This window comes from Agrobacterium tumefaciens, assembly GCF_005221325.1.
Taxonomy (GTDB): domain Bacteria; phylum Pseudomonadota; class Alphaproteobacteria; order Rhizobiales; family Rhizobiaceae; genus Agrobacterium.
Window position 1 is genome coordinate 844,483 of record NZ_CP039889.1, and the last position, 26,106, is coordinate 870,588.

At 59.8% G+C, this 26,106-nt stretch carries 20 protein-coding genes; 9 read left to right on the forward strand and 11 right to left on the reverse strand.

Annotated features, from left to right (window positions below):
• Positions 1–6 precede the first annotated feature (6 nt).
• Positions 7–642: a J domain-containing protein gene (locus CFBP5499_RS18800; RefSeq protein WP_080830196.1), complete on the reverse strand. Its 636-nt coding sequence runs from the start codon at positions 640–642 to the stop codon at positions 7–9.
• A gap of 115 nt (positions 643–757) precedes the next feature.
• On the opposite strand from CFBP5499_RS18800, the gene CFBP5499_RS18805 reads away from it, so the two are divergent.
• Positions 758–1,039 (forward strand): BolA family protein, encoded by a 282-nt coding sequence (locus tag CFBP5499_RS18805; protein ID WP_080829370.1) that lies wholly within the window; start codon positions 758–760, stop codon positions 1,037–1,039.
• A 121-nt stretch (positions 1,040–1,160) separates the two neighbouring features.
• Here the strand turns inward: CFBP5499_RS18805 and aroB are convergent, their stop codons facing one another.
• Positions 1,161–2,294, reverse strand: coding sequence for a 3-dehydroquinate synthase (aroB, locus tag CFBP5499_RS18810; protein WP_080829368.1), 1,134 nt, complete (start codon positions 2,292–2,294; stop codon positions 1,161–1,163).
• A 5-nt stretch (positions 2,295–2,299) separates the two neighbouring features.
• The gene (locus CFBP5499_RS18815; protein ID WP_080829366.1) at positions 2,300–2,881 is read right to left on the reverse strand and encodes a shikimate kinase; all 582 of its coding nucleotides are present in this window, start codon (positions 2,879–2,881) and stop codon (positions 2,300–2,302) included.
• 187 nt (positions 2,882–3,068) lie between these two features.
• Here CFBP5499_RS18815 and CFBP5499_RS18825 point away from each other — a divergent pair, with 187 nt between their 5' ends.
• From CFBP5499_RS18825 to CFBP5499_RS18845, 5 genes are all read left to right on the forward strand, one after another.
• Entirely contained in the window at positions 3,069–3,242 is a 174-nt protein-coding gene (locus CFBP5499_RS18825) for a histidine kinase (RefSeq protein ID WP_080829364.1), read from the forward strand.
• Positions 3,239–4,225: a site-specific tyrosine recombinase XerD gene (xerD, locus tag CFBP5499_RS18830; protein WP_080829362.1), complete on the forward strand. Its 987-nt coding sequence runs from the start codon at positions 3,239–3,241 to the stop codon at positions 4,223–4,225. The genes CFBP5499_RS18825 and xerD overlap by 4 nt, the downstream gene beginning before the upstream one ends.
• Positions 4,226–4,288: 63 nt before the next feature.
• On the forward strand, positions 4,289–5,242 hold the full coding sequence (locus CFBP5499_RS18835; protein WP_080829361.1) for an acetyl-CoA carboxylase carboxyltransferase subunit alpha: 954 nt from the start codon (positions 4,289–4,291) through the stop codon (positions 5,240–5,242).
• A gap of 191 nt (positions 5,243–5,433) precedes the next feature.
• Entirely contained in the window at positions 5,434–6,732 is a 1,299-nt protein-coding gene (locus tag CFBP5499_RS18840) for a L,D-transpeptidase family protein (protein WP_130932552.1), read from the forward strand.
• Positions 6,729–6,965 (forward strand): sulfurtransferase TusA family protein, encoded by a 237-nt coding sequence (locus tag CFBP5499_RS18845; RefSeq protein WP_080829359.1) that lies wholly within the window; start codon positions 6,729–6,731, stop codon positions 6,963–6,965. Before CFBP5499_RS18840 ends, CFBP5499_RS18845 begins: the two co-directional genes overlap by 4 nt.
• A gap of 222 nt (positions 6,966–7,187) precedes the next feature.
• On the opposite strand, the gene CFBP5499_RS18850 is transcribed toward CFBP5499_RS18845, so the two are convergent.
• Together CFBP5499_RS18850 and CFBP5499_RS18855 are read right to left on the reverse strand one after the other, a co-directional pair.
• On the reverse strand, positions 7,188–8,324 hold the full coding sequence (locus CFBP5499_RS18850) for a CobW family GTP-binding protein (protein ID WP_080829358.1): 1,137 nt from the start codon (positions 8,322–8,324) through the stop codon (positions 7,188–7,190).
• A 186-nt stretch (positions 8,325–8,510) separates the two neighbouring features.
• A complete protein-coding gene (locus CFBP5499_RS18855) occupies positions 8,511–9,626 on the reverse strand; it encodes a D-alanyl-D-alanine carboxypeptidase family protein (protein ID WP_175416825.1) in 1,116 nt (371 codons plus the stop codon).
• A gap of 164 nt (positions 9,627–9,790) precedes the next feature.
• Here CFBP5499_RS18855 and CFBP5499_RS18860 point away from each other — a divergent pair, with 164 nt between their 5' ends.
• The 3 genes from CFBP5499_RS18860 to CFBP5499_RS18870 all read left to right on the forward strand — a co-directional run bounded on the left by CFBP5499_RS18860 (position 9,791) and on the right by CFBP5499_RS18870 (position 12,652).
• Positions 9,791–10,954, forward strand: a complete 1,164-nt coding sequence (locus CFBP5499_RS18860) for a M20 aminoacylase family protein (protein ID WP_080829355.1) — start codon at positions 9,791–9,793, stop codon at positions 10,952–10,954.
• 717 nt (positions 10,955–11,671) lie between these two features.
• Entirely contained in the window at positions 11,672–12,130 is a 459-nt protein-coding gene (locus CFBP5499_RS18865) for an Rrf2 family transcriptional regulator (RefSeq protein ID WP_080829353.1), read from the forward strand.
• A gap of 54 nt (positions 12,131–12,184) precedes the next feature.
• Complete coding sequence (locus tag CFBP5499_RS18870; protein WP_080829352.1) at positions 12,185–12,652, forward strand: aspartate 1-decarboxylase; 468 nt, start codon at positions 12,185–12,187, stop codon at positions 12,650–12,652.
• A 33-nt stretch (positions 12,653–12,685) separates the two neighbouring features.
• On the opposite strand, the gene CFBP5499_RS18875 is transcribed toward CFBP5499_RS18870, so the two are convergent.
• The 6 genes from CFBP5499_RS18875 to CFBP5499_RS18900 form a co-directional block, all read right to left on the reverse strand.
• Positions 12,686–13,207 (reverse strand): Rrf2 family transcriptional regulator, encoded by a 522-nt coding sequence (locus tag CFBP5499_RS18875; protein ID WP_080829351.1) that lies wholly within the window; start codon positions 13,205–13,207, stop codon positions 12,686–12,688.
• Positions 13,208–13,321: 114 nt separating this feature from the next.
• Positions 13,322–14,791 carry an MATE family efflux transporter gene (locus CFBP5499_RS18880; RefSeq protein WP_233284214.1) on the reverse strand — a complete coding sequence of 490 codons (1,470 nt, stop codon included), beginning with the start codon at positions 14,789–14,791 and terminating at the stop codon, positions 13,322–13,324.
• Positions 14,715–18,098, reverse strand: coding sequence for a non-ribosomal peptide synthetase (locus CFBP5499_RS18885; protein WP_080829348.1), 3,384 nt, complete (start codon positions 18,096–18,098; stop codon positions 14,715–14,717). The genes CFBP5499_RS18880 and CFBP5499_RS18885 overlap by 77 nt, the downstream gene beginning before the upstream one ends.
• Before the next feature lie 10 nt (positions 18,099–18,108).
• Positions 18,109–19,176 carry an LLM class flavin-dependent oxidoreductase gene (locus CFBP5499_RS18890; protein ID WP_080829346.1) on the reverse strand — a complete coding sequence of 356 codons (1,068 nt, stop codon included), beginning with the start codon at positions 19,174–19,176 and terminating at the stop codon, positions 18,109–18,111.
• Positions 19,177–19,215: 39 nt separating this feature from the next.
• Positions 19,216–23,778, reverse strand: a complete 4,563-nt coding sequence (locus CFBP5499_RS18895) for a type I polyketide synthase (protein ID WP_080829345.1) — start codon at positions 23,776–23,778, stop codon at positions 19,216–19,218.
• Between the two features lie 41 nt (positions 23,779–23,819).
• Positions 23,820–26,102, reverse strand: coding sequence for an AMP-binding protein (locus tag CFBP5499_RS18900; protein ID WP_336470682.1), 2,283 nt, complete (start codon positions 26,100–26,102; stop codon positions 23,820–23,822).
• Positions 26,103–26,106 lie beyond the last annotated feature (4 nt).

Sequence of the window (26,106 nt, forward strand, 5' to 3'; positions counted from 1 at the left end):
GTTGGCTTAGCAGAAACCTGACTGCTTTAACAATTGATATGCTTGAACAACAGCCCGAAAACGCTCTTCCGAACCACGATCGCCACCATTAGCATCAGGATGGTGCTTTTTGACAAGCTCCTTGTAGCGCCTTTTTATGTCTTCCTGCTTTGCATTGGAAGAAAGGCCGAGCGTATCGAAGGCTTTCGCCTCCAGCGTCTTCAGCTTGCGGTCCCGCTGCATGCGCTGCCCACCAGCCCTGGCGCCGTCAGCAAAACCGCCGGTGAAGCCGAAAGGATCGCGGACACGGGCATTCGCGCTGGCGGTTCCGGAACGCAGCGTGGAATGCAGGGGGGCGTCGCGCGCCGTCTTGTTGACGCCCACCGTCCAGGTGGGGCGATGACCGGTGATCGCCTCCTTCTGGTAACGGGCGATCTCGCTGTCGGAGAGGCCGGAGAAGTAATTATAGCCCTTGTTGTATTCCTTCACATGCTCGAAACAGAACAGGAAGAATTGCCCCTCGGCATTGCGGCCGACAGGTGCCCGGTGAACGCCCGGTTTATCGCATCCATCCCACTGGCAGGTTGGAGCCTGAACCTCAGGTTCCCGCTCCCTTTTCCGGCGCGTGCGGATGCGGTCGAAATATTTCGAATCCAGTTTCATGATGCCCTGATTATGGGGTGCGAAAAGCCGCACAACAAGAATTGACAAAGTGGAATGTTACAGGCTTTTAGGTAGCCCCTTTCAAAGACCAGCCAACAGGATTGGAGCCCTCCGCATGTCCCTGCGAGAACGCATAGAAACGAAGCTTCGGCAGAGCTTTTCGCCGGAACGCCTGAGGGTTGTCGATGAAAGCCAGATGCATGCGGGCCACCAGCCGGATATGACAGGCACCGGCGAGACGCATATGCGTGTCCAGATAGTGTCTGAAAGCTTTTCAGGCAAGTCTCGCATCGAGCGGCATCGGGCGATCAATGCACTTTTGAAGCCGGAACTCGACGCCGGGCTGCATGCGCTGGCGATTGAGGCGGCGGCGCCGGGGGAAACGGTGCGGTTCTGATTGGGGCTGCCATCAGACCAACAGCAAGCCCCCTCATTAGGCCCTCCGGGCCACCTCTCCCCGACCGGGAGGAGCGAAGCGAGGCGATGAGTGGCCCTCACCGTTCCTCACCATAATCAATTCACCCCGGATGCTTCTCCGACAGGAAGGACTGTACCTCGGAAGCCGCGACGTCATCAGCCACGAAGGACTGGCCGATGCCGTGGGTGAGGATGAAGGTGAGCTTGCCGCCCTTCACTTTCTTGTCCTGTGCGATCGCCGTCATCAGGGTTTCGACCGGCGGCAATTCGCCGGGAATATCCTTCATCGTGGTCGGCAGGCCGACGGACTTCAGATGTGCCTCGACGCGCGCGGCATCGTCAGGGCTGGCGAGGTTGAGGCGGGCGGAAAACTGGTGCGCCAGCACCATGCCGATGGCGACACCTTCGCCGTGCACCAGCCGTTTGCTGTCGTAGTTGGTTGCCGCTTCCAGCGCGTGACCGAAGGTGTGGCCGAGGTTCAGAAGGGCGCGCACGCCGTTTTCCTTCTCGTCAGCCACCACCACATCGGCCTTCGCCTGGCAGCTCGTGGCAATCGCCTGAATGCGGGCCGGGCCGCCGGTGCGGATGTCATCCCAGTTCTTTTCCAGCCAGAAGAAGAAATCCGGCTTGTCGATCAAACCGTATTTCACGACTTCGGCATAACCGGCGCGGAATTCCCGCGGGCTCAGCGTATCGAGGACTGCCGTATCCGCCAGCACCAGATCGGGCTGGTGGAAAACACCGATGAGGTTCTTGCCATGGCGGCTGTTGATGCCGGTCTTGCCCCCGACGGAGGAATCCACCTGCGACAGAAGCGAGGTCGGTATCTGCACGAAGCGCACGCCGCGGCGCACGATGCCTGCGGCAAAACCGGCGAGATCGCCGATGACGCCGCCGCCGAGCGCGATCACCGCATCGTTACGCTCCACCCGTGCGGAAAGAACCGCATCGCAGACGGTGACGAGATGCTCGAAGCTCTTGGTCTTCTCTCCTGCCGGCAGGGTCAGTGAAACCGCCTCGATGCCATCCGTCTGCAAACCGTCCATCAGGCCTTCTAGGTAAAGCGGCGCGACATGCTCGTCAGTGATGATCGCCGCGCGTCTGCCCTTCAGCCGCGCTGAAATTTCGCCACCCGCCCTGCCGATCAGTCCCGGCCCGATCAGAATGTCATAGGCGCGCTCGCCGAGCGGCACATGGACGAGACGTTCATCGGCGTGGATTTCGGAAGGCGTCATGGTGGTCAGTCTTTCTGTTCGAGGCCGGCTAAGGCCGTCAGCACTTCGGTCGCGATGATTTCCTTACGGACATCACGGGATTCGATGGTGACGTCCGCCTCCGCATAGATCGGATAGCGTTTCTCCATCAGGGCAGCCAGCGTTGCCTTGGGGTTTTCAGTCTTGAGCAGCGGACGATGGTCGCGCTTGTTGACCCTCTCCCACAGAACCTCAAGATCGGCCTTCAGCCAGAGAGAAATGCCGCCCCGCCTGATATGCGCTCGGGTATTGTCGTTGATAAATGCGCCGCCGCCGGTGGAGACGACCTTGGGACCACCGCGCAGCAGCCGCTTGATGACCCGCGTTTCCAGCGCCCGGAACTCCTCCTCGCCATAGGTGGCGAAAAGTTCCGCTATCGTCATGCGCGATACGCGCTCGATCTCGACATCCGTATCAATGAAAGGAACCTTGAGCTGCTGGGCCACCATGCGGCCCACCGCCGACTTTCCAGCCCCCATCAGCCCGACGAAGACGATGTTGCGCCGTCCGAGCTTTGCCCGTGCTTGCTCCCCGAGCGTGGCCGGGACCGATAAATTCGTTTCATTCATAAATTTGAAAGCCCGTTTGGCATGGATATCTGCAAATGTTTACGAAGCGTCAAGCCAAATTGCTGACTGAATGGTGGTGAATCACAATCAACGCCGCATGCGGCGCGGGGTGGAGCGGGCATTTTGATCTTGTCGCCGCTTTCGCTGCACCGCATATAGATTTCGACTGCCACCCTACGGAGCCGCCATGCCCACCCTTTTTCGCTTCACGATGATACTGGCGACCATCGCAGGGCTGATCTATGGCGGCATGGTGCTGCTCGTCATGCTCGTTCAGCCACGCGACCGCGAAGTGACGGTGCGCATCCCCTCCGAGCGACTGAACCCACCCACCACGGAACCGGCAAGGCGCACCCCATGAGCGGACAACCGGCGGGAGGGCGCGACGGCGCGCGGCTCGAAAGTTTTCTGGAGATGATGAGCGCCGAGCGGGGTGCTGCCGCCAACACGCTCTCTTCCTATGAGCGCGACCTTGCCGACCTGCGTGAATTTCTCAGCCGTCGCGGCCAGTCGCTGACGGAGGCGCAGACGCCTGACCTTTCCGCTTATCTCACCGATCTTTCCGCTCAGGGTTTTGCCGCAACCTCGCAGGCACGCCGCCTCTCCTCCATGCGGCAGTTCTATCGCTTTCTCTATTCGGAAGGGCTGCGCAGCGACGACCCGACCGGCATCATCGATGCGCCCAGGAAAGGTCTCGCCCTGCCGAAAACGATGAGCGTCGCCGATGTGAACAGGCTTCTTGGCCTCGCGGCGCAGGAAGCGGCAACCGCAGGCCCCGGCCAGCTTGCCCGCATCCGCATGCACCTGCTGCTCGAACTGCTTTATGCCACCGGCATGCGTGTCAGCGAACTGGTCTCCCTGCCCGTCAAGGTGCTGCGCCAGGAAGGCCGCTTCCTGATGATCCGCGGCAAGGGCAACAAGGACCGTATGGTGCTTCTTTCCCGCACCGCCATCGAGGCCATGGAAAAATACGAGGCCGCCCGAAAAGCCCTCGTGCCGGAAAAAGACAAGGCGCCGAAAAAAGCCGAAGCCACGGAGAGCCCGTGGCTCTTTCCTTCCAACAGCAGGCAAGGCCACCTGCCCCGCCAAGTCTTCGCCCGGGACCTCAAGGACATCGCCATGCGCGCGGGCCTTACCCCTTCGGCAGTATCGCCGCATGTGCTGCGTCATGCCTTTGCCAGCCACCTGCTGCAGAACGGTGCGGATCTGCGCGCGGTCCAGGAACTGCTCGGCCATTCCGACATTTCCACGACACAAATCTATACACATGTGCTGGAAGAACGCTTGCAAGAGCTGGTACAAACACATCACCCCCTTGCCAAACAGGGCAAAAACCTTGATTAGAGCGACCGGAACCGCCGGATAATCCGGCTCAAACCTTGCGCAAAACGATCGGAAACGGATCTCATGCACAATTATCTCGACTTCGAAAAACCTATCTCGGACCTTGAAGGCAAGATCATCGAGCTGAAGAAGCTTGCCGATGAAGACGAGAGCATAGACACCTCGGAGGAGATCAACCGCCTGGAATCGCGTGTCAACGATGCGATGCAGGACATCTATTCCAAGCTGAATGCCTGGCAGAAAACGCAGGTCGCGCGTCATCCGCAGCGCCCGCATTTCGTCGACTATGCCAAGGCCCTGTTCACCGATTTCACGCCGCTGGCCGGCGACCGCAAATTTTCCGAAGACGCCGCCATTCAGGCCGGTCTTGCCCGTTTCAACGGTCAGCCCGTCGCCATCATCGGCCAGGAAAAGGGCAACGACACCAAGAGCCGTCTGAAGCATAATTTCGGCAGTGCGCGCCCGGAAGGTTACCGCAAGGCGATCCGCGTGCTCGAACTGGCCGACCGTTTCTCGCTGCCGGTCGTCACCCTCATCGATACCGCCGGCGCCTATCCCGGCGTTGGCGCCGAAGAACGCGGCCAGGCCGAAGCCATCGCCCGCTCGACGGAAATGTGCCTCAACGTCAAGGTGCCGATCGTCTCCGTCGTCATCGGCGAAGGCGGTTCGGGCGGCGCGATCGCCATCGCCACCGGCAACCGCGTTTATATGCTCGAACATTCGATCTATTCGGTGATTTCACCCGAGGGGGCCGCTTCCATCCTCTGGCGCGATTCGACCCGCGCCAAGGAAGCTGCAACCAACATGAAGATCACCTCGGAAGATCTGAAATCGCTCGGCGTCATCGATGGCATCATTCCGGAACCCATCGGCGGCGCGCACCGCGCCCCGGAAACCGTTATCAGCGCGACCGGCGATGTTATCGCCAAGGCTCTGGCCGATCTTTCCCAGCGTTCCGGCACACAGCTGCGCGCTGAACGCCGCCAGAAGTTCCTGGATATCGGCCGGAACCTCTAGTTCGGCCTTAATTTCCGGCAAGATCGCCCCAACTCGGCCATAGTCCGGTCACATCAACGGATGTATCGGCGGCCGCGGGGGCGGATCCGATTTGAGTTAAGAAGATGTAAACGGTTAATACCGTATTTAAATTGCACACGGAACGGTATAGAACTGCCACCGCTTCGTGCCATCGTCTTTCGGATCAGATCATGCGTTTGACACATTTTGCCCTTCTCGCCTGCACCGCGCTTATTCTCACCGGCTGCAACGATACGCTTGAAACCGTCGAACGCGACGTTTCTCACGTCAAGAACAAGGTCGATTACCCCTTGTCTCCGTCCATTCTGGCCGAGATCGACAAGCGGGGCATGGATCGTACCTCGCCGATCATGATCCGCATTTTCAAGGAAGAAGGCGCTCTGGAGATCTGGAAGGCAAGGCGCGACAATCGCTTCGAAAAGATCGCCGGATACGAGATTTGCGCATGGTCCGGCAAACTCGGCCCCAAGGTGAAGGAAGGCGACCGGCAGGCGCCGGAAGGTTTCTACAACCTGACGCCCGCGCACCTGAACCCGAATTCCAAATACTACCTCGCCATCAATACCGGTTTCCCGAACCGTTACGATGCCGCCAATGGCCGCAACGGCACCAACCTGATGATCCATGGCGCGTGCTCGTCGTCAGGCTGCTATTCGATGACGGATGCGCAGATTCTTGAAATCTATGGTTTTGCACGGGATGCCTTTAAGGGCGGCCAGAAAACAGTGCAGTTGCAGGCCTTCCCCTTCCGCATGACGGCGGAAAACATGGCCCGCCACCGCCAGAGCGAGCATCTCGAATTCTGGAAGATGCTGAAGGTCGGTTACGACAATTTCGAAGTCACCAAGCGCCCGCCGGAAGTGAATGTCTGCGAGAAGAAATACGTTTTCAACCAGCAGACGGAAGGCGGCAGCTTCAATGGCTCTGGCCAATGCCCGGCCATGAGCACCCCGCCGGCACTGGCAAGCGCGCTTTCGAGCTACGAAAAGACCTACGATCTCGCCTATGCAACGGCGATGAAGAAATATGACGGCATGGCCTGGTACGACCCGAGCGAGGCGGAGCGCAAGGCGCTGGTTGCCGAAAAGCGCAAGGGCCGCGAACCTGCTTACGCACCGACCGGCTCGGCGCTGAAGGCCGGCAAGCTGATGAAGGAAACGGAATATGCCGCGCTGATGGAAAAGAAGGCGCAGCAGGTCACGTCATCCTCGTCGGCGACGACCGCAACCGCCTCTGCCCTGCGCGGTCCGCGTCCTTCGGCAGCTCAGCCCACCACGGGACCACAATCGAACCCGGCGCCCGCAGCCCCGACCATGGTTGCAACGGCAGCGCCTGCAACAGCAGGCCAGACCGGCGCTGCCGCCCAGGGCATCCCGGTCCCGACGATGAACCCGCTCGCCTATTCCCCTGCCCCGGCACCGGAAGCGCCGGAAAAGAAGCCCTTCTGGAAGTTCTGGGCCAAGGAATGAGCGACACGGCCGAGATCGTCTATGATTTGAGGGGGCTTAAATGCCCCCTTCCGGTTTTGAGAAGCCGCAAGAAGCTCGCCACCCTCAAGGCCGGCGATATCCTGACCGTCGAGACGACCGATCCGCTGGCGGTGATCGATATCACCCATATGTGCAATGAGGACGGGCATCGGTTGGTTGAGACCGTTGTGGTGGACAAGGGGCATCGGTTTCGGATTGTGAAGGGCGGGTAAGCCGACGTTTGACGGTGTCAGGCGCGGTTACCCCCCCTCTGCCCTGCCGGGCATCTCCACCTCAAGGGGGGAGATCGGCAAGTGGCTTCCGCTCGAATACCTCAACGTTGAGCCTGCAGCGATGAGGGAGCACCCTGCTGATCTCCCCCTTCAGGGGGAGATGTCCGGCAGGACAGAGGGGGGTGAACCACACCCACCGACCTCGACCATCGCGGCACGACCTCAAAACCGCAACCCCGAAACCGCCAGCGGATTATCCGTCATCGCCTGCCTGTCCGGCCGGTCAATGCCCGGTGTGCTGGTGAAGGCAGCAAACAGATCCTTCACGAAAGCCTCCGGCAAATCCTTCGTGATCAGCACCATGCGCGTGCGCTGGTCTGCAGGGTCCGGCCAGGCCGAGAGGCGTTCAGGCGTATGGAAAATGCTCTGCACCCCATGCAGTACCAGCGGCCGGCCCGGATTATCCGACAGCTTGACGATGGCCTTCATGCGCAAGAGCTTCTCCCCATGGGCCGAACGCAGCAGATCCACGAACATATCGATCGCCATCGGATCGATCGGCTGATCGTGAATGATCGAGAAGGACCGGATCGAGGCGTCATGCCGGTTCACATCGTCATGATGATGGTGGTGGTGGTCGCCATGATGGTGGTGGTCGTGCGCGTGATCATGCTCATGGTGATCGTGACCGGACTCTTCCCCGAGCCAGCGGCCCACATCGGCATTTTTGCTGGAGACATCGTAAAGGCCGTTGTCGAGAAGCCCTGCAGCACTCCAGTCGGTTTTGTCACCATCCTCGATTGTCGCGCGCGGGTTCAGTGCCTCAAGGCGCGCCGTCAGTGCGGCAATCGTGGAAGCATCGGCAAGTGCCCGCTTGGTCACCACCAGCCGGTCGGCCACGGCCGCTTGCTTCACCGCCTCCTCGTGATTGTCGAGCGTGGACAGGCCGTTGACGGCATCCACCACCGTGACCATCCCGTTCAGCACGAAATTCTGCGCGATGACAGGATTGCCCATGACCGACTGCATGACAGGGGCGGGATCGGCAAGACCGGTCGTCTCGATAACCACCCGCTTGACCGGCTTCAGCTTGCCGGTCTGGATACCATCCATCAGTTCCGCCAGCGTATCCACCAGTTCACCGCGCACGGTGCAGCAGAGGCAGCCTTCCGCCAGTTCGATGATCCCTTCGCCGGCGCTTTCAACCAGCATGTGGTCGATGCTGACATCGCCGAATTCATTGATGATAATCGCCGCGTCACTCATCTCAGGGTCTTTGAGAAGACGGTTGAGCAGCGTCGATTTTCCGGCGCCGAGAAAGCCGGTGATGATGGAAACCGGGATGCGATCGCGAGACATGCCTTGCCTGTATGGTGATGGCTGCCCCGGCCTGTCATTGCGTCAGACAAGACCTGGAGCCGCACGGAACGAAAAGAAATCGCCCGGAGCGGGAAGCCACGAGCGACACTGTAATATCATAACATGATCACGCTGCGAATACATAAACGCATCGCGGCACCAGCCTCTTGGTCCGGTTTCAGGTGATCAGAATGTCGGGCGCGGGATCGGGATCGGCACATTGGCCAGCTCGCCCTTGGCAGCACCCTTGGTGGCATTGACCGCCACCGTCTCGCTGCCGGGAATGAGGCCGGCGTAGGAATATTCCGGCGGGCGGGTCATTTCCGTGACATAGGGCGAATGAATGACCATGCGGCCGGTTTCGTCACGGCTTTCGCTGCGCACCTTGGCGGCCTTCGGATTGCAGATATCGGCGCTGACGTCGTTGACGTCGCCGGTATCGCCATAGGGCGCCAGCGAGGCAAGCGAAACACCCTGCCCCGAAGGCGCGGTCAATCCCATCTGCAGCAGATCGGCCGACTGGTCGGTTCGCCCGGCAAGGCTGTCCGCACCCAGCACGACGGTGATGACCGAACGGCCATTGCGCACGGCCGATGACACCTGGTTGAAACCGGAAGCGCAGATGAAGCCGGTCTTCATGCCATCCGCGCCATCAAAGCGACCGACAAGCATATTGAAGTTGGCATAATTCTTCTTGCCGGTGGTGACACCCTCCAGCGAGAAATAATGGGCATATTCCGGGAATTCTCGCTTGATGATCAGTGCCAGAAGCGCAAGGTCGCGCGCCGTCGTATATTGCCCCTTACCGGGCAGGCCGTTGGCATTGATGTAGTGGGTGGAGCTCATGCCCAGCCGCTGCGCCTGCGCATTCATCTGCGCCACGAAATTGTCGCTGGTGCCGCCGATGGTTTCGGCGATGGCCACGGCGATGTCATTGGCGGACTTGATCAGCAGCAGCTTCAGCGCGCTATCCATCGTCAACTTCTGGCCGGGCTTGAAATACATTTTCGAGGCCGGCTGGTCGGCGGCCTTCTTGCTCATCACCACTTCCGTCTGCGGGCTGATCTTGCCGGCCTTCATCTGCGAAAAGGCGATATAGGCGGTCATCAGCTTGGTCAGCGAAGCGGGATACCACTTGCGGAAGGCTTCCTGATGGGAAATCACCTTGCCGGTTTTGACGTCCACCACCATTTTCGGATTGGCATTGGCCACGGGCGCTACGGCGACGACGCCTGCGGTGACGATGGCAATGGCTGCGGAAAGCCGGCGTGCGGCGTTTGGCGATTTCACTGTGTTTGGCAAGGCTAGTCCTCGAATTCCCGTCTTCGGTCGGGGAATGGCAATATTCACCATATATGTCCTAGCAATGGCAAAGTACATTGATTACGTCAATTATGCGGCGCACTATCCACCACGGAGGATGGGTTTTTACCACATGCCGCACCGATGAACCCAGGAATGAGCGAATGCCGATTTTGAACAGAGCCGCCGAACTTCAGCAGGAAGTAAGCGAATGGCGGCATCACCTGCATGAAAATCCCGAAATTCTCTATGACGTCGACAACACCGCGGCCTTCGTTGCGGAAAAGCTGAAATCCTTCGGCGTTGACGAAATCGTGACCGGTCTTGGCCGCACCGGCGTCGTCGGCATCATCAGGGGCAATGTTCCAGGCAATCGCACCATCGGCTTCCGTGCGGATATGGACGCACTGCCCATTCTCGAGGAAACCGGCAAACCCTGGGCGTCAAAAACGGCTGGCGCCATGCATGCCTGCGGCCATGACGGCCACACCGCCATGCTGCTCGGCGCGGCCAAGTATCTTGCCGAGACCCGCAATTTCGCCGGCTCGATCGCCGTCATCTTCCAGCCCGCCGAAGAAGGTGGCGCTGGCGCGCTTGCGATGGTCGAGGATGGCCTGATGGAGCGTTTCGGCATCGACGAAGTCTATGGCATGCACAATATGCCAGGGATTCCGCTTGGCGCCTTCGCCGTCCGCAAGGGCGGCATCATGGCGGCGCCTGACAAATTCTCCATCACCGTCAAGGGCCGTGGCGGCCATGCGGCGCAGCCGCACCGCACCATCGACCCGATCGCCATCGGCGCACAGATCGTCGGCAACCTGCAGATGATCGCCTCGCGTAATGCCGATCCGATCCGGTCTGTGGTCGTGTCCGTCACCCGCTTTCACGCCGGCTCCAGCCACAACATCATTCCCAACGAAGCGCTGATCGCCGGCACGGTTCGTAGTCTCGATGAAACCGTGCGCGATCTCGCGCAGGAGCGGATCAAACAGATGGCGGAAGGCATAGCACTTGCCAATGGTGCGGAAGCCGAGGTCGTCTATGAACGTTATTGCCCCGTCACCTTCAACCATTCCACCGAGACCGACCATGCCATCCGCGTGGCCCTTGATGTGGCGGGCGAACCGAATGTCGATCCCGATGTCGACCCCTCCATGGCAGGCGAGGATTTCTCCTTCATGCTGAAGGAAAGGCCGGGCTGCTTCATCTTCATCGGCAATGGCGACTCGGCCGGGCTCCACAATCCCGGCTACGACTTCAACGACGACGCCATCGCCTACGGCATTTCCTACTGGGTGAAGCTGGCCGAACAGCGCCTGGCAAGCTGATCGCCTGATAACGCGCAGAAAGCCGAGGAAGAGATCGACCGCGATGAAGAACGCGGTTGATCCGCAGGCATCGTCAGGTTAAAGAGCAATTCAGTGTCCACGTAGCTCAGCAGGATAGAGCACAGGATTCCTAAGGAAAATTGGGGGTTGCGCCCGGAAACGACGCAATCGATCTGCTCAAAGTCGGGGAAAGCTTCGCTGGTCTCCAGCATGCCAATCCCGAGCCAAGCTCCGGAGAAATCCGGTGAAGGTGTAGAGACTGGATGGGCAGCACCTAAAGGCCGCAAGGTCCATGGTGAAGGGACAGTCCAGACCACGAACGTTCTGCCCGACAGCGGCAGGACGGCGGCGAAAGCCGAAGCGGTATGAATCCTGGGGTCGGAGGTTCGAATCCTCTCGTGGACACCAAAAATCCTGAAAATATTTCCATTAAGTGGTTGTAAACAATACATTATTTCACTTCTCGAGGAGAGCGGCGCTCCTTACCTCACCGCCCGTTGTTACTGTCGATTCTATTGCGAAACCTGTGATGGCTCCCTCACCGGTTCAGGTATCAAGCGCTTCGCAATCGAGACGCTAACGGAGGACACCGGCTTCACGCCGCCGCTGTCCGTCGCATTATTTTTATATGACAAAGTCCCAAAGGACATGTCCTGCTCGTCTAAACTACGAGAGGGAATTTGCACGTTCCGTTTCTCGGTGTGAGGAGAACATCTGATGTATCTGACCAGGGAATCTGAGATCGCAATCGGTATTCTGACCAACTTTGTCCATGAAGCGGAGGAAGCCCATACGACGGGGAAGCTGGCGCATCGGCTTGGGGTCACAAAAGATCATGCCGCGAGGGTGGTTGCCATTCTCGTCAGAAACGGGTTGCTGCAGAGCAGGCGGGGGCGGACAGGCGGGGTCGTTCTCAATGTCGATCCGGAAAGTCTTTCAGTGGGCATGATCCTGCGGGCAACGCAGCCGGTTCTCGTCCGGCGACCGCGCACGCGCAACGCCAATCCTTCCGGCACCACGGGTATTTTCCACATGCTGGCGGAAGCAACCTCCGACTATTTCATCGAACTTGCGGACGCCTGCAAGATTACCGATGTCGTTCCGACAGAAATCGGCAATTCGCAGTGTCGCAGCCGGCGATTGGTGCCACCAGTGCCAATCCCCGGGAGAGACTGAGGCTGTCAGCCGGTCGCATGCGACAATTTGAAATCATGTTGAGGAGAGTCGCATTTGATACGCATCGTCAGAGCCAAGCTGCACGGCATCACCGTAACGGGAGCCGATCTCGATTATCACGGGTCCATCACGCTTGATCCCGAGCATTGTGACCTTGCCGGGATCAGACCTCTGGAATTCGTCGATATCTGGAACAAGCAGAGCGGCGCCAGAATTTCGACCTATGTGATTTTCGGCGAAGCCGGATCGAAATGCTGCATCCTGAACGGTGCTGCGGCGCGCACCTGCCAGCGTGGCGATCAGGTCATCATATGCTCGTCGTCTTACGTTGAGGAGACGGCGCTTTATGACACCGCTCCGATGGTGCTCACCTTCACGCCGAAAAACGATGTGAAGGACGTTCTGCGTTATCGCGTCAAGGAAACGGCGCGGCGTCCCTTCGACTTCTTTATCGAAACCCTGCCACACGCAGAAAACTCCGATATGGAAGACGAAAGCGTTGCTGATCGCGCCATTGCCTGAAAAGCGCGCTGATGTTCCGTCAATGAGGCACGCCTAGCTACGGGTGCCAGACCGCCAGGCGACCAGAGGTTCCGGCCGGACATCGCCCGCCAGAGAGACCGTGGCCTGTTGGCTTGAAGCCAGCAGGCCACAATCAAGACAGCTCACACGCAGGTTGCTTTCAGGAGCGATCAAATCGGCAATCGTGAAGCGATCGAGAAGACGGGCAAAAAATGACGAGGTCGTCGAGACGATACGGCCGAGGAATGCTTCGGTTTCCGATTGAGGTGATGAAAGGGCGTCTGCGCCCTCCCCAAGCAATTCGGGCTGTACCAGCCGCAACACCTCGGTCAGTTTCACCGTCTGCGGGTCCCTTGCCAGTTTCAGACCGCCGCCAGGGCCCCGCTCGCTCTGCAGCAGACCGTTTCGCGCGAGCAACGCGACAACCTGATAGGTATGGTCTTTCGTCGCACCGATTTCCTGCGCGACCTTTTGAACCGATACGATTTCGCTCTCCTGCCGCGCGCATACCGCAAGAATGCCAAAGGCGATTTCAGTCTGCCGTTTCAGATGCATTGCTTATGAACGTCCTTATGGCGAGTGTAGGGATCGCCGACCCAGTGCTCAGACTACCGTGTTACATCGCGTCATTCAATTGTTCCATGCCGGCCATCCGGCATGATGGATGCTTCAGCCCGCCTCATGCCTCGCCCCGCGTGAGAGCCAGCGATGCAGGAACAGACTGCCCTTTATGGTCTCCTCGATAATCAGCGACAACCATACACCCGTCACTCCGAGATTGAGGAACAGGCAGAAGAACCAGGCCGTGGAAAGGCCAAGCCCCCATGTCACGGTCAGGCTGACGAAAACCGGCCAGCGGACATCGCCCACCGCCCGCAGCGATTGAAAGAGGATCGTATTGAATGCAAATCCCGGCTGAATAAATATCGTCAGAAAAAGCAGGCTGCCGCATAATTCTATCACCGCGGGATTGTCGGTGAACAACCTGACATAAGGAACCGATGCGAGCCAGATCAGTGTGGCGATGGACGTCGTCGCGGCCGCCGCAAGGCTTGCGGACCGGAGCGCCTGGCTGGTCGCCGCCTCAAGCCGCCGTTCACCGAAGCGATAACCGATCAGGACCTCATTGCTCTGGCTGATTGCCATGACGACAACGATCAGAAATGCCATGGCCAGCATCGTATAGGTGCGGCCCAGAACGGCCTCGACACCAAATCTGGCAGCCAGCCCCAAAAGAATGATCTGGTAAAAACTGTAGGCAATGTAGTCGGTCACGCTCGGCAAGGCGATTGCGATCATCCGGCGGGCCGTCGCAAGACGCGCGATCGTATCGGCAAATGAGAACCGCAACCCCAGTTTCCGCATGAGAACCGGTGTCAGAACGGCGGTAGTCAGCACGCGAATACTGAAGGTGCCAAGTGCAGCACCCTTCACGCCCATACCCGGCAAAGGCCCGACCCCGAGAATGAGAATCCATTCGGCGAGAAGGTAAAATGCAGACACGCCCACCCCGAATGCCAGGATCAACCTGCTGTGGCCGAATGCGCGCAGACAGGCAAGCCCGGCGGCTGTGAAGCCGTTAAAGACCATGCCAACAGCGACGATGTTCAGGTAGAGGCCTGCCTCATCATTCAGCGAGGTCGATCCCGCCAGCTGTTCAAGCACGAAGGGGCCGGCAACGAGCAATGACAGGCCAAGCGCCAGCCCGACAAGCGTGTTGGTCAATAGCGCCACCGCCACCACCTGCCGCGCCGCCTCCACCTCTCCCCGGCCGAGATGCCGGGAGATGACGATGACCGCGCCGATGCCGACCAGCCCCGACAATTCGAAAGCGATCATCATCACCTGTTTGGCGACGGCAACGGCTGCCGCTGCTTCTGCAGAATAGGCGCTGATTATCGCGGTATCGGCCAGATTGACGAAGAAGCTCAACAGCGAATGAAGCAGGAGCGGAAAGCTCAGCTGAAACAGGGTGGGCTTGCCGTGCGCATTGAAGTCTTCTTTATCGGCGGTTGCGGCGCCCTGTTCCATGGCGGTGATCCTGACAGACTTTATGGGCAGGTCAGGCGAAATTGCCTGACCTGATGCGCCGCTGCAATTGCCGTTCACGCCCCTTGCCCCTGGTGTCGCTTCGCCCACGCGCACTCTCCGACGGTTCGGCTTTGCCGTGCTGCAAATCCATGATGTGGCCGGCCAGCGTTTCCAGTGTCGGGAAACGGAAGAAATCCGTGACTTCCAGCTCAATGCCAAGAGCATCGCGCACCCTGGCAGGCATGGCGACGATCAGGAGGGAATCGCCTCCCAGCTCGAAAAAATTGTCGTTGACGCCAATATCCTCGCGCTTCAGCATCTTCTGCCAGAGAACGTGGAGGGCCTGTTCGACACTGTTCGCCGGAGAAGTGATTTCGGAAGCCGCCCGTTCCGAGCGATCCGGCAGCGGCAGACGCTTGCGATCCACTTTGCCATTCGCATTCATCGGAAACTCTTCCAGAAGAATGAAATGCGAAGGCACCATGTAACGCGGCAACCGAGCCGAAAGCGCCCTGCTGAGCCGGATACCGATTGCACCCTTGTCGACCTTGCCGGAGCGATCCTCAAGGAGAACATAGGCCAGAAGCTGCTCCTTGTTCGCATCGAGCAGAACCAGAACCTGATCGACCCCCTCTTCTTCCTGAAGCAGGCTCTCGATTTCTCCAACCTCGATGCGATAGCCGCGCAATTTGATCTGGAAGTCGGTTCGTCCAACGAATTCCAGATTGCCGTCCGGCCTGCGCACGACAAGGTCACCGGTTTTGTAAAGGCGGGAGCCCGGCGCAAATGCCCGGTCATAGGGATCGGGAACGAATTTTTCGGCCGCAAGCGCCGGCCGGTCCCAGTAGCCACGGCTGAGGCTTATGCCACCAATGTGCAGCTCTCCCGGCACGCCTTCGGGAACGGGATCCATATAGGCATCGAGGACAAGGAACGAGGTGTTATCCAGGCGGCCGCCGATCGGCACCTTGCCGCTTCTGGAATGTGCCTCCTCCACCAGCAATGCACCAGCCCAGATCGTCGTCTCGGTCGGGCCATAGACATTCCAGAGAGAACCGATCTTTTGAAGGAGCCGGCCGGCGAGCTGGGCATCGAGAGCTTCGCCACCGCATAGTCCGGTGAGGGATTTTTTTCCTTCCCAGCCGCTGTCCAGCAGCATTCTCCATGTGGCGGGGGTCGCTTGAAAATGCGAAATATCATATTCGCCGATTGTCCTTCCCAGCTTCTCGGGTTGAAGCAGAAGGTCCGGTTCGCGCATGACGGCCGTGGCACCGACGCTCAATGGCCAGAGCATTTCCAGAACGGAGATGTCGAATGCCGGCGTCGTCACCGAGAGCATCCGGTCTCCAGCCCCTATACCGGGGTGGCGCGCCATGGACTGGAACTGATTGAGCAGGCCCGTATGCGTAATCGGCACTCCCTTGGGTCGCCCCGTGCTGCCGCTTGTGTAGAGAATATAGATGTCACTGTTATCAGGCATTGCCGGAAGCCGGGCTTCCGGCTGATCCGCAAGATGATGAACAGGATCGATGCAGGCAATGCCAGGGAAAAGCCCCGCATTGTCAGTCAGCACCAGAACCGCTGCGGCATCCTCCAGCACGTAACCGATCCTGTCTGCCGGGTGGCGCGGATCGATCGGAACATAGACCGCACCCGCCTTTATGATCGCAAGGAAAGATATGATGCAGCTCGCCTGCCCCGGCAGCGAAACCGCCACGCGCATTCCCGGTTTCACCGGTCTGCCCAGTGTCAGAAGCGCTCTTGCGAGATTATTCGACGCCTCTTCGAGCTGACTATACGTCCAGCTCCTGTCCAGGCATTCAATGGCAATCTTCTCGGGATGGAGACGTGCCGCGCCGCTTATCAGGTCGTGCACGCCCTTGACCGGGAGAGGCCGCGCCACGAGCGCGCCCGCCGACAGAAGACCTTCACGCTCGCCGGCGGAGATATATTCGAAGGTCGGCAGAAGCGCGTCGGGGGAAGTAACGACCGACCGCAGCAGGTTTTCAAAATGCTCCAGCTGTCGCTCCATTCGCACCGACTCGAACCGGCCGGACCGGTACTCGACGGTGACGAGCGCGCCCGATGCGCGCTCCATGATCATCCAGCTCATGTCGAGCTTTGCTTCCGCGACCGGTATCGCTTCCTGCCGTACCCGCAGGCCGGCATTGCCCAGATCGAAGCCCTGCGCATTCTGCTGCCTGTAGCCCTGGGTCTGGACCTGAAAGGAAATCTGGAATGGCGAATTTTCCACCCCTTCGCGGTTGCTGCCCAGCACATCCATCAACTCCGCAAAGGGATAGTCCTGATGCTCCAGAGCATTGGCGAAGTCTTCCTGTATACGTCTCGCCCAGTCCCGGAATGACATGGCCGGGCTGAGATCATTGCGCAACACGATTGTATTGGTGAACAGGCCAATCAATCCTGCCAAATCGGGATCGCTCCGACCGGCAACGGGTACGCATACGGCAAGGTCACGGCGACCGGTATAACGGTGGTGCAAAAGCTGGAAAACGGCGGCGAACACCACAAAGGTCGTCGTACCGAGCCTAGCGGCCAGACCTGACACTTCCGCCATCAGATCCTGCGAAACCTCCTTCACCAGCGTTTCGCTGGCCATGTCAGCCGTTTCATGGCGGGGATAGTCGGCTGGAAACTCCTGCGGCTCAAGATTTTGCAGCCGATTGACCCAGTATTGTTTTTGCCGCTCGTAATCCTTCGTGCGGGACCATTTTTGCCTGGCGCGGACAAAGTCGCCATAGGATTGCGGCAAGGGATCGAGGACAGGTTCCTGACCATTTGTCACCGCGGCATAACACAACGAAAATTCGCGCATCAGAATGCCGCGGGACCATCCGTCGGCAACCGTGTGGTGAAAAACGAAGACGAGAATATGCTCGTTTTGTCCAAGCTGCAGAAGATGCGTGCGCATCAGCGGCGCTTTGGACAGATCGAAAGCTGTGCGGGCGATCCGGCCTATGGCCTCGTCGCAATCGGCAGTAGACATGGTCCGGCAATCGGAAACCACAAGTTCGGGCTCCATATCACCGAGAACCTGCTGCCACGGCCTTCCCTCTTCGAGCGGAAACGCCGTGCGCAACGGCTCGTGCCGCGCGACGAGAATTTGAAGCGTGCGGATGATGGCGTCGTGGTCCAGCGGGCCATCAATATGCCACCTGAACGGGATGACATAGGCCGAGCTATCAGGGTAGATTTTCTGCTGCAGCCAGAAATGCATCTGCGATGACGTGAGCGGCAATCGCCCGGCAGCACCGACATCGCCATCGTCGGGAGCAACATCCTGCCAGGACATGCCACGTGCTTCAAGCTGCGAGCGCAGCCGTGCCCGCTGCTCCGGGTCAAGATTTGCGATGCGGTTACGCAATAGAGCAATCGTCTCGGCATTCGACATCATCGCAAATCCTTCAGACCGCTCTGGCAACGCGAACCGGCGGGCGGTTCGTTTCCACGAGTTTCAGCAGAAATGGCAGGCTGCCCATGACGAGATCGTAATCCTGAACGAAATCGATCAGGCAGGCGATTTCATCGACGCCCATCTCCGCCAATGTGTCCACCGTCGACTGGCAGCTTTCCGGCGTGCCAATCAGCGACCTGCCTTTCATGAAGCCCTCGATGCCGAATTCGATCAGACTGTCGAGATCGTCATCGCTGAAATTATCCAGCGTTATGTCGACACCCATGCTCCGCCCAAGGCCTTCAAGCAGGTGATAATGGGTACGGAGATAATCCCCGAACGGCTTGGAAACATTGGATTTGACCTTGCCGGTATCGTCACCCAGGAAGGTGTGGACCATCATACTGACCGTCCCCGCGGCCGGATCGTGCCCATGTTTTTCCCGTGATTTGCGGTAGGCCGCAATCTTCGGCGCAAGCGACTCCGTCGTTTCGCCGAGCAAAGCCGTCAGAACGTTGAGGCCGCGGCGGCCTGCTTCGATGAAGGTTTCCGTGGACTGGCACGCAACCCAGAAGGGGATGCGCGACTGCACGGGTCGTGGCAGGGTTTTCGCTTCGACGATATTGCCGTCCGCATCCTCGAACGAGACCGCCTCGCCGGCAAGCAGCCGGGTGATCTGTTCATAGGAGCGCCACATGGTGCTGCGGCGGTTGCCGTGCGGCTCCTTCGAAAAGACGAATTCATCTTTAGTCCAGCCGGCCGCAATCGCGATGCCTGCCCTGCCGCCGGAAAGATTGTCGACGACCGCCCATTCCTCAGCCACGCGAGCGGGATGGTGCAGGGCGGCAACGACGCTGCCGGCTCGCAGTTGCACTTTGCGCGTGACCATCGCCAGCGCGGCACTGACGATCGAAGGGTTGGGGTAGAGACCTCCAAATGCGTGGAAATGCCGTTCCGGCACCCACAGGGCTTCGAGGTCATTTTTGTCCGCAAATTGCGCGCTGTCCATTAGCAGGCGGTAATTTTCCTGACCCGGACGCGATCCGTCACCGTCAAAATAAAAAAGGCTGAATTTCATCAGAATGATCCCGATTGTATGTGAGCGTTATCGGCGTCTTCAACGACCGGCCTCGACGTCATCAAGCATCGAGGCAAGCATATCCGCCTCATGGTTGCGGGCGTCGAGACCCTCCTGAATGACCCTGGCAAGGCCGGCGGCCGTCGGTGCGTCGAAAAGCAGGGCCCGCATTGGGATTTCGACGTCGAAGCGCTTTCGAAGCCGGGCGACGACCTGGATGGCGAGCAGCGAATGCCCGCCGAGTTCGAAGAAATTATCGGCAACGCCGATACCATTTATCCCGAGAAGCTCCGCCATGATGGCGACGACTTCTTCCTCAAGCGGCCCCTGCGGCGCGGCATAGGCGGCCGACACCCCGCTCCGGGCGGATTTCTGGCCGTTCACTGTAGCGCCGTCGGAACCTTGGACGTCCGCTGCCGGACGGTTTTCGAGATCATAGGGCGTGACGACGATTGACGCCGGCGAAGCCTGCGAAAGCACCAGCGCCGTGACCTGCCAGACCTCCTCCGGGGTTATTTCCCGATGGGCCGCATGGCCGGCCTCCGTCGCGTGAACCGACGCGCAGGCATCCCAGTTGACGGATTTCCACACCGGACCGGACGCCTGCCGTTTTGCGGAGACGAAAGCATCCAGATAGGCATTTTCCGCAGCGTATCGGCCAAGGCCTTTGCCACCAACGATCGATGAGAGCGACGACTGGACAAGCACGAAAATGTCGCTGCGCTGTCCAAGAACGCGATCAAGGGCGTCAATGGTGCCGGATTTTACGGCCTGAAGGCTTTTGGTGTCGAAATTTTCATTGCCGAGCAGCCCGAAATATTGATCACCCATCGCGGCCGTGTGGAAAACACCCTTCACGGTGCCGAGGCTTTTTTCCCCCTCTTCCAGTACGGAGCGAAGCCATTGCGCCTCACTGACATCCCCCGAAAAGAGAAGATAGTCCTTGCCAAGGGTTCGGAGCGATCTGAGCGTCTGGATGAAAAGGCTGACCGGATGACGGGGGCTGTGAGATGCAAGCCAGCGCTCCCAGTCCGGCACCAGCGGAATTCCCGCACGACCCGCCAGAATGACTTTTGCTCCAGCTTTGATGAGCGCGCGGGCATAGACAAGCCCCAACCCTCCCAGAAGTTCGCCTATGACAAGATAGGTTTCACCGGGCTTTGCAATGGAACCGGCTTCAACATCGCTGAGTTCGACCCGCTCGTGGGAGAGCGAGAACAAAATACCATCGCGAAGGGCATAAATCTGCTCCCCTTCGACCAGAGGCGAAGAGACGACATCCCGAAGGCATTTTGCGGCATTTGCGTCCGGCAGGCCCTGAAGATCGATACTGCGGCACGACAATCCCGGCAGTTCCTGACCCAGCATGCGCGCCAGTCCGTTGATCCGGGCTCTCGCGGGCTCGACGCCATCGGCGGCGAAAATCCCGTGCATGGACCTGCCGATGAATGTCACATCCGGGCGCTGGTTGCCACCGGCAAGCGTTCGGGCAAGGTCAAGCGCGAAATTCCACGCGGCATCCGGCAGGTCCGTCTCCGCCAATCCAAAACCGCCGACGACCTGATCCGGCGTCCAGTTCTTGTTGGCAAGATCATCGAACAGGGCAACGAGATGCTCCGTTCTCGCCGGATCGATCGTATAGGCTTTCTCCGAAACGCCGAATGTCGCACCCTCGCGAACAACAACCGCATCGATCCCGTCCGGAATATCGAAAAGAACCTCAGCACCGAAAACGAGCCAGCGGCCTCGAGCGCTTGCCGCCGCCCCATTTTTCAACGGCCGTGTTTTCCACACCGGCTGATGGAACCATTCGGCCATCGGTCTGTGGGTTGTGGGAGGAGCAACTTCCCGCCCATTTGCGGGGGGCGCAATCCAATATGACTGACGCTCGAAATGATAACCCGGCAAACCCACACGGCGGCGCGGCGATCCGTCTTCAAGCGCCTCCCAGCGGACATCGATGCCCGCCAGCCATAGCTGTCCGAACGCCAGCAACGCATGGTCGGCAGCGTCGGCCGTTCCGGCCGCATCCGGCAGGGACGTTACGATGCGGCAATCTTCATTCGCCTGCTGGCGCGCCAGCCTTGAAAGTGTCGAGCCGGGCCCGACCTCCAGCAGAACGGGAGCGGAAAGCTCGAGAATATGTTTTATGCCGTCGCTGAAATTTACCGCCCTGCGGAGATGTTCGGTCCAATATGCCGGGTTGCAGGCCTCTTCGGCCCGCAGCCAGTTTCCGAAAAGATTGGACATCACATCGATTGCCGGCACAGAGAGAGCGATGCCGTCGAACAGGCCTGCAAACTCCTCAAGGATCGGCTCCATCGCCGCACTGTGGAACGCATGCGATGTCCTGAGCAGCCGGCAGCCGGCTCCGTCCTTCTCCAGCCGTTCGGCAAACCGGTGCAGAACCTCCGTGTCGCCAGCAACAACGCAGCTACCCGGGCCATTCACGGCAGCTATTTCCAGCCCCTCATCCAGCCGGGCGCGCAGATCAGCCTCGGTCAACATGACCGACAACATTCCGCCGGCGGCGCAACTCTGCATCAACCGCCCCCGTGCCAGCACGAGGAACATGGCATCCTTCAGGGAGAACACGCCGGCGAGGCAGGCGGCGACATATTCACCGACGCTGTGGCCGATCATGGCCCGTGGCTGCAACCCTTTCTGCATCCACATTCTGGCCAGCGCATATTCAACGGCGAACAAGGCGGGCTGGGCACGGTCCGTGCGGTCCAGCCCGGTATCGGAGGCATCCGCCCCTGCAAGAAGCAACGCCCGGATTTCAAGATCGTCCGGTATCAATGACAGGCATTCATCCAGCGCGGTCCGAAAGTGCTCCTCACGCTCATAAAGCGACCGGGCCATTCCCACATGCTGGCTGCCCTGGCCCGGGAACATGAAAACCAGACTTGGATCATGCTGCGGGAGCTGGCCCGTAGCGAAACCGGGTCCGGAGGCGGCTTTCAGTTTCTCGGACGCATCCGATAGCGTCGTCGCGACCGTGATGGAACGGTGGTTGAAGGTCTCGCGCCCCGTCTGCAGCGTATGGGCCACATCGGCAAGGGACACCCCTTCATTTTCTTTGAGCTTCGCAAGCGCATCCGCAAGGGAAGATTGCATCGCGGCGAGCGATGCCGCCGAACGCGCCGAGAGCGGCAGCAGCAGCGCGCGCGCCTCGTCTTCCGCCGATCCCTGTCGTGCGGATGCTTCCTCTATGATCACATGGGCATTGCTGCCCCCCATGCCAAAAGCGCTGATGGCGGCACGGCGCGGCCTGCCGGCATCGGCTTTCCAGTCTGACTTGCCTGCGGCCACCCGGAAGGGACCGCTTTCAAAATCGCAGGCGCTGCTGGGCGTCGTGAAGTTGCCACTTGCGGGCAGGCATTCATGCCGCAGCGCAAGGACAGTCTTGATGAGCCCGCCAATGCCGGCTGCGGCATCCATATGCCCGACATTTCCCTTGAGCGAGCCGATGAGGCAAGTCCGGCCTTCGGCCCGAAGCGACGGCCCGTAGATGCGGTTCAGCGCAGTCAGCTCGATCGGATCGCCAATCGCGGTCGCGGTCGCGTGCGCTTCCACATAATCCACCGCCGAAGGCGCAATGCCGGCATTGGCCAGCGCTTTCTTGAGAACCGAAGCCTGACCTTTGACGCTTGGAGCCGTCAACCCGACCTTGGAGCTGCCGTCGTTACCGATCGCCGACCCGGCAATGACGGCATAGATCGTATCGCCAGCCGCCTTCGCGTCGCCGAGGCGCTTCAAGATCACGGCGCCGACACCGTTGGTGAATATAGTGCCACTCGCAGCCGCATCGAATGGCCGGCATTGGCCATCGGGAGCACCGATGCCACCCGCCTCATAAAGATAACCGGCAGGTTTGGGCTGGCCAACGGAAACCGCGCCGGCCACCGCCATCTCGCATTCACCCGAAAGCAATGCCTGAACGGCGAGATGCACCGACACCAGACCGGTGGCGCAGGTTGCCTGGACGCCCACGCTCGGACCGTCAAGATCAAGGTGATAAGCGACACGCGATGCGATCATGCCGGAAACATTGCCGAGCCCTGCCTGCAGCGGCGCCACGCTGTCGCGCAGGGACGGGTCGGAATGAATATGGGTGAAGTGATAATTCAGCGAACCGCCGGCATAAACACCCGTGCGGCCCCGGCTTTTCCCGCTTCCGTAACCGGCATGTTCCAGCGCGTTCCAGGCGCATTCCAGAAACACCCTTTGCTGCGGATCGAGCAGCTGCGCTTCCCTTGGCGCATAACCGAAAAAACCGGCATCGAAAGCGGTCGGATCGCTGAAGCCGCCCCAGACCCTGACATAGTCGGGCTGTCCCGCCAATTGCGGGTCGATTCCGGCGCTTTCGAGATCGGCATCCGTGACCGTCGTCAGTCCGGAGCCGCCGTTGGCAAGCAGCTGCCAGAAACCGTCAATATCATCGGCACCGGGAAAACGGCCCGCGAGGCCGATGATCGCGACGCGCTCGTCATGGCGTTTCTGGAAAATCTGCAGACGCTCCCGCGCGTCTCGCAATATTCCGAGCAATGTCGCCTGATCGGGCTGACTGCTGGCCCCGGCCTGTTGTTTTACGTTCATCGGCGATGGCTCCGATCATCGATTGCATGAAAAGCATGAGATTATTTTCGGCCTGTTCCAGCCTGCAGAAGTGACGACAGGGCAGCCAGTTCGGACGACAGGTCGCTTTCTTCCTGCGGCTCGTCCGGCCGGAAATTCTGCGCCGGCTGCTCTTGCACCTGCGCCGTTACCTCGGGAGTGAGGAGGTCGCAGCAGAGATGCTCCACCAGAGCATCGATCGTCGCGTGCTCGAAAAACAGTGTCGGCTGCGTTCTGACACCCAGTTCGCGCTCCAGCGTTCCGGCAAGGCCCACAAGCGCCACGGAATCCAGTCCGAGATCAAAAAAACCGGCATTTGCAGCGGGCAGGGTTCCGGCAGGAAGACGGGAAAGCCATGAAACTTCCTCCCTGATCCACTGCCGAAGCAGGGCCGGATATCGGGATCGGTCAACCAGCGCCAATTGTTGCGCCCAGTCCGCCACCGCCCCCGGCTCGGCAACGGGCGTGAAACTCGCCTGCGGGGCGGCCTCCCAACGCTCGACCACCTTGAGATTTCCGTTCAGCAAATCCTGGCGGCAAGCGAAACGCCGGACCTTGCCGCTCGGCGTGCGCGGCAGGCTGCTGGGGCGGATGAGGACGATGATGGCGAGCTTGAGCTTGTGAACGCGGGAAATGGAGCCGCGAATGGCTTGCAGAACGGCTTCGGCATCAAGATTACGCAAGCCCTCACGCGTGAGCTCGCAAACGAGACCGACCTGCTCCTCCCCATCCACATCAAGCGCGAAAGCGCCCGCACGCCCCTGGGCGAGTGCCGAATGCGAGGAGAAGGCGGTCTGCTCTATGTCCTCGGGGTGATGGTTCTGCCCCCTGATGATGATGAGATCCTTCAGGCGGCCGGTAATGAAATATTGCCCTTCATGGCGAAAGCCGAGATCGCCCGTCCGGCGCCAGCCACCTTCACCGGCAATTTTCTGGTCGAAGCTTTCCGTGCTTGCCTTTGCCCTCGCCCAATAACCGGGAGTGACATTCGGACCACGGATCCACAATTCACCGACCTGCCCATCGTCCAGCAGCCGGTTTTCCTCGGGCTCCATGACAACGATTTCAATGTCCGCCCCGGGACGTCCGCAGGCCGCCAGTTCGATTGCATTATGCTCGTCCGCTCCAGCCGGGAGCGGCAGCGCCGTTCCCTGCTTCGCCAGCGTTTCGCGCTCGAAGCACCGCAATTGCGGCGGATCGGATGGCGCATTTCCGGTCAGGAAAAGCGTGGCTTCGGCCTGGCCATAGCAGCAATAGAAGGCATCGTGCCGGAAGCCATGGTCGGCAAACAGGCCGCTGAAGCGCCTCAACGTGTGCGGGCGCACGGGCTCCGCACCATTATAGGCGATCCGAACCGTGGAGAGATCAAGCTGCGCGGCCGCTTCTTCACTGTAGCGGTCGGCGCAATGCTCATAGGCGAAATTCGGCCCGCCGATGATGGTCGCCCTGTTTTGCGTCGCCAGTTCAAGGAAGCGCAGCGGACGCCGCAGAAAGCTCGCAGGCGCCATGATCGACACCGGAAATCCGTTGAAGATCGGCGACAGGATGCCGTCGATCAGCCCCATATCGTGATAATGGGGCAACCACGTCGCAGACCGGTCCTCAGTGCCATAGTGAAACGCAAGGCTGATCTGCCGCAGGTTGGCCATCAGGTTGGCATGGGTGACCATGACGCCTTTCGGATCGCTGGTCGAACCGGATGTATATTGCAGAAATGCAATCCGGCTTCCGTCGAGAACCGCAGGCGCACTTGAGGAAGGCGTAAGATCGTGCAGCGGAATATTCGGATCGGCGCCTGAAGGCGCAAGGCAAAATCCGTGGCCGACCGCCCTCTGGAGCGGTTCGAGCAACTCCTTCAATTCGTCAGCGCACACTATTCCCGAGATGCCGGCGTCTTTCGCAATATGCAACCAACGGTGTATTCCTTCATTTCGCCGCGGCGCCGGAACAGGCACCGGAACGGCACCGGCATGCAGGCATCCGAGAAAGGCCGCGATAAAGGCGAGACCAGGCGGATAAACGATGAGGACCCGGCCGCCCTGCCCGACGAGACCCGTCCTGGAAACCTCATCGGAAACAATCTTGACGCGAGCATTCAATTCGCTCCACGTCCAGCCATCGCTACGGCTTTCACCGATCGCTCCGGGATCATCGGGATAAAAACGGAACGCCTCATCTGCCGGTCGTTCTGCGGCGATATCCTCAAGCCTATGTATTATCGTTATAAAATCGCGTTCTCCAGATGGTTTTCGAGCGAACATCGGTATGATCTGCATCTGAAAAAACTCCTGACGTCCGGCCATCATTCTT

What these genes read in the sequence shown, in the direction of transcription:
- CFBP5499_RS18800 (WP_080830196.1), bottom strand. Translation starts at nt 642, where the DNA reads ATGAAACTGGATTCGAAATATTTCGACCGCATCCGCACGCGCCGGAAA.
- CFBP5499_RS18805 (WP_080829370.1), top strand. Translation starts at nt 758, where the DNA reads ATGTCCCTGCGAGAACGCATAGAAACGAAGCTTCGGCAGAGCTTTTCG.
- aroB (WP_080829368.1), bottom strand. Translation starts at nt 2,294, where the DNA reads ATGACGCCTTCCGAAATCCACGCCGATGAACGTCTCGTCCATGTGCCG.
- CFBP5499_RS18815 (WP_080829366.1), bottom strand. Translation starts at nt 2,881, where the DNA reads ATGAATGAAACGAATTTATCGGTCCCGGCCACGCTCGGGGAGCAAGCA.
- CFBP5499_RS18825 (WP_080829364.1), top strand. Translation starts at nt 3,069, where the DNA reads ATGCCCACCCTTTTTCGCTTCACGATGATACTGGCGACCATCGCAGGG.
- xerD (WP_080829362.1), top strand. Translation starts at nt 3,239, where the DNA reads ATGAGCGGACAACCGGCGGGAGGGCGCGACGGCGCGCGGCTCGAAAGT.
- CFBP5499_RS18835 (WP_080829361.1), top strand. Translation starts at nt 4,289, where the DNA reads ATGCACAATTATCTCGACTTCGAAAAACCTATCTCGGACCTTGAAGGC.
- CFBP5499_RS18840 (WP_130932552.1), top strand. Translation starts at nt 5,434, where the DNA reads ATGCGTTTGACACATTTTGCCCTTCTCGCCTGCACCGCGCTTATTCTC.
- CFBP5499_RS18845 (WP_080829359.1), top strand. Translation starts at nt 6,729, where the DNA reads ATGAGCGACACGGCCGAGATCGTCTATGATTTGAGGGGGCTTAAATGC.
- CFBP5499_RS18850 (WP_080829358.1), bottom strand. Translation starts at nt 8,324, where the DNA reads ATGTCTCGCGATCGCATCCCGGTTTCCATCATCACCGGCTTTCTCGGC.
- CFBP5499_RS18860 (WP_080829355.1), top strand. Translation starts at nt 9,791, where the DNA reads ATGCCGATTTTGAACAGAGCCGCCGAACTTCAGCAGGAAGTAAGCGAA.
- CFBP5499_RS18865 (WP_080829353.1), top strand. Translation starts at nt 11,672, where the DNA reads ATGTATCTGACCAGGGAATCTGAGATCGCAATCGGTATTCTGACCAAC.
- CFBP5499_RS18875 (WP_080829351.1), bottom strand. Translation starts at nt 13,207, where the DNA reads ATGCATCTGAAACGGCAGACTGAAATCGCCTTTGGCATTCTTGCGGTA.
- CFBP5499_RS18885 (WP_080829348.1), bottom strand. Translation starts at nt 18,098, where the DNA reads ATGATGTCGAATGCCGAGACGATTGCTCTATTGCGTAACCGCATCGCA.
- CFBP5499_RS18890 (WP_080829346.1), bottom strand. Translation starts at nt 19,176, where the DNA reads ATGAAATTCAGCCTTTTTTATTTTGACGGTGACGGATCGCGTCCGGGT.
- CFBP5499_RS18895 (WP_080829345.1), bottom strand. Translation starts at nt 23,778, where the DNA reads ATGAACGTAAAACAACAGGCCGGGGCCAGCAGTCAGCCCGATCAGGCG.
- CFBP5499_RS18900 (WP_336470682.1), bottom strand. Translation starts at nt 26,102, where the DNA reads ATGATGGCCGGACGTCAGGAGTTTTTTCAGATGCAGATCATACCGATG.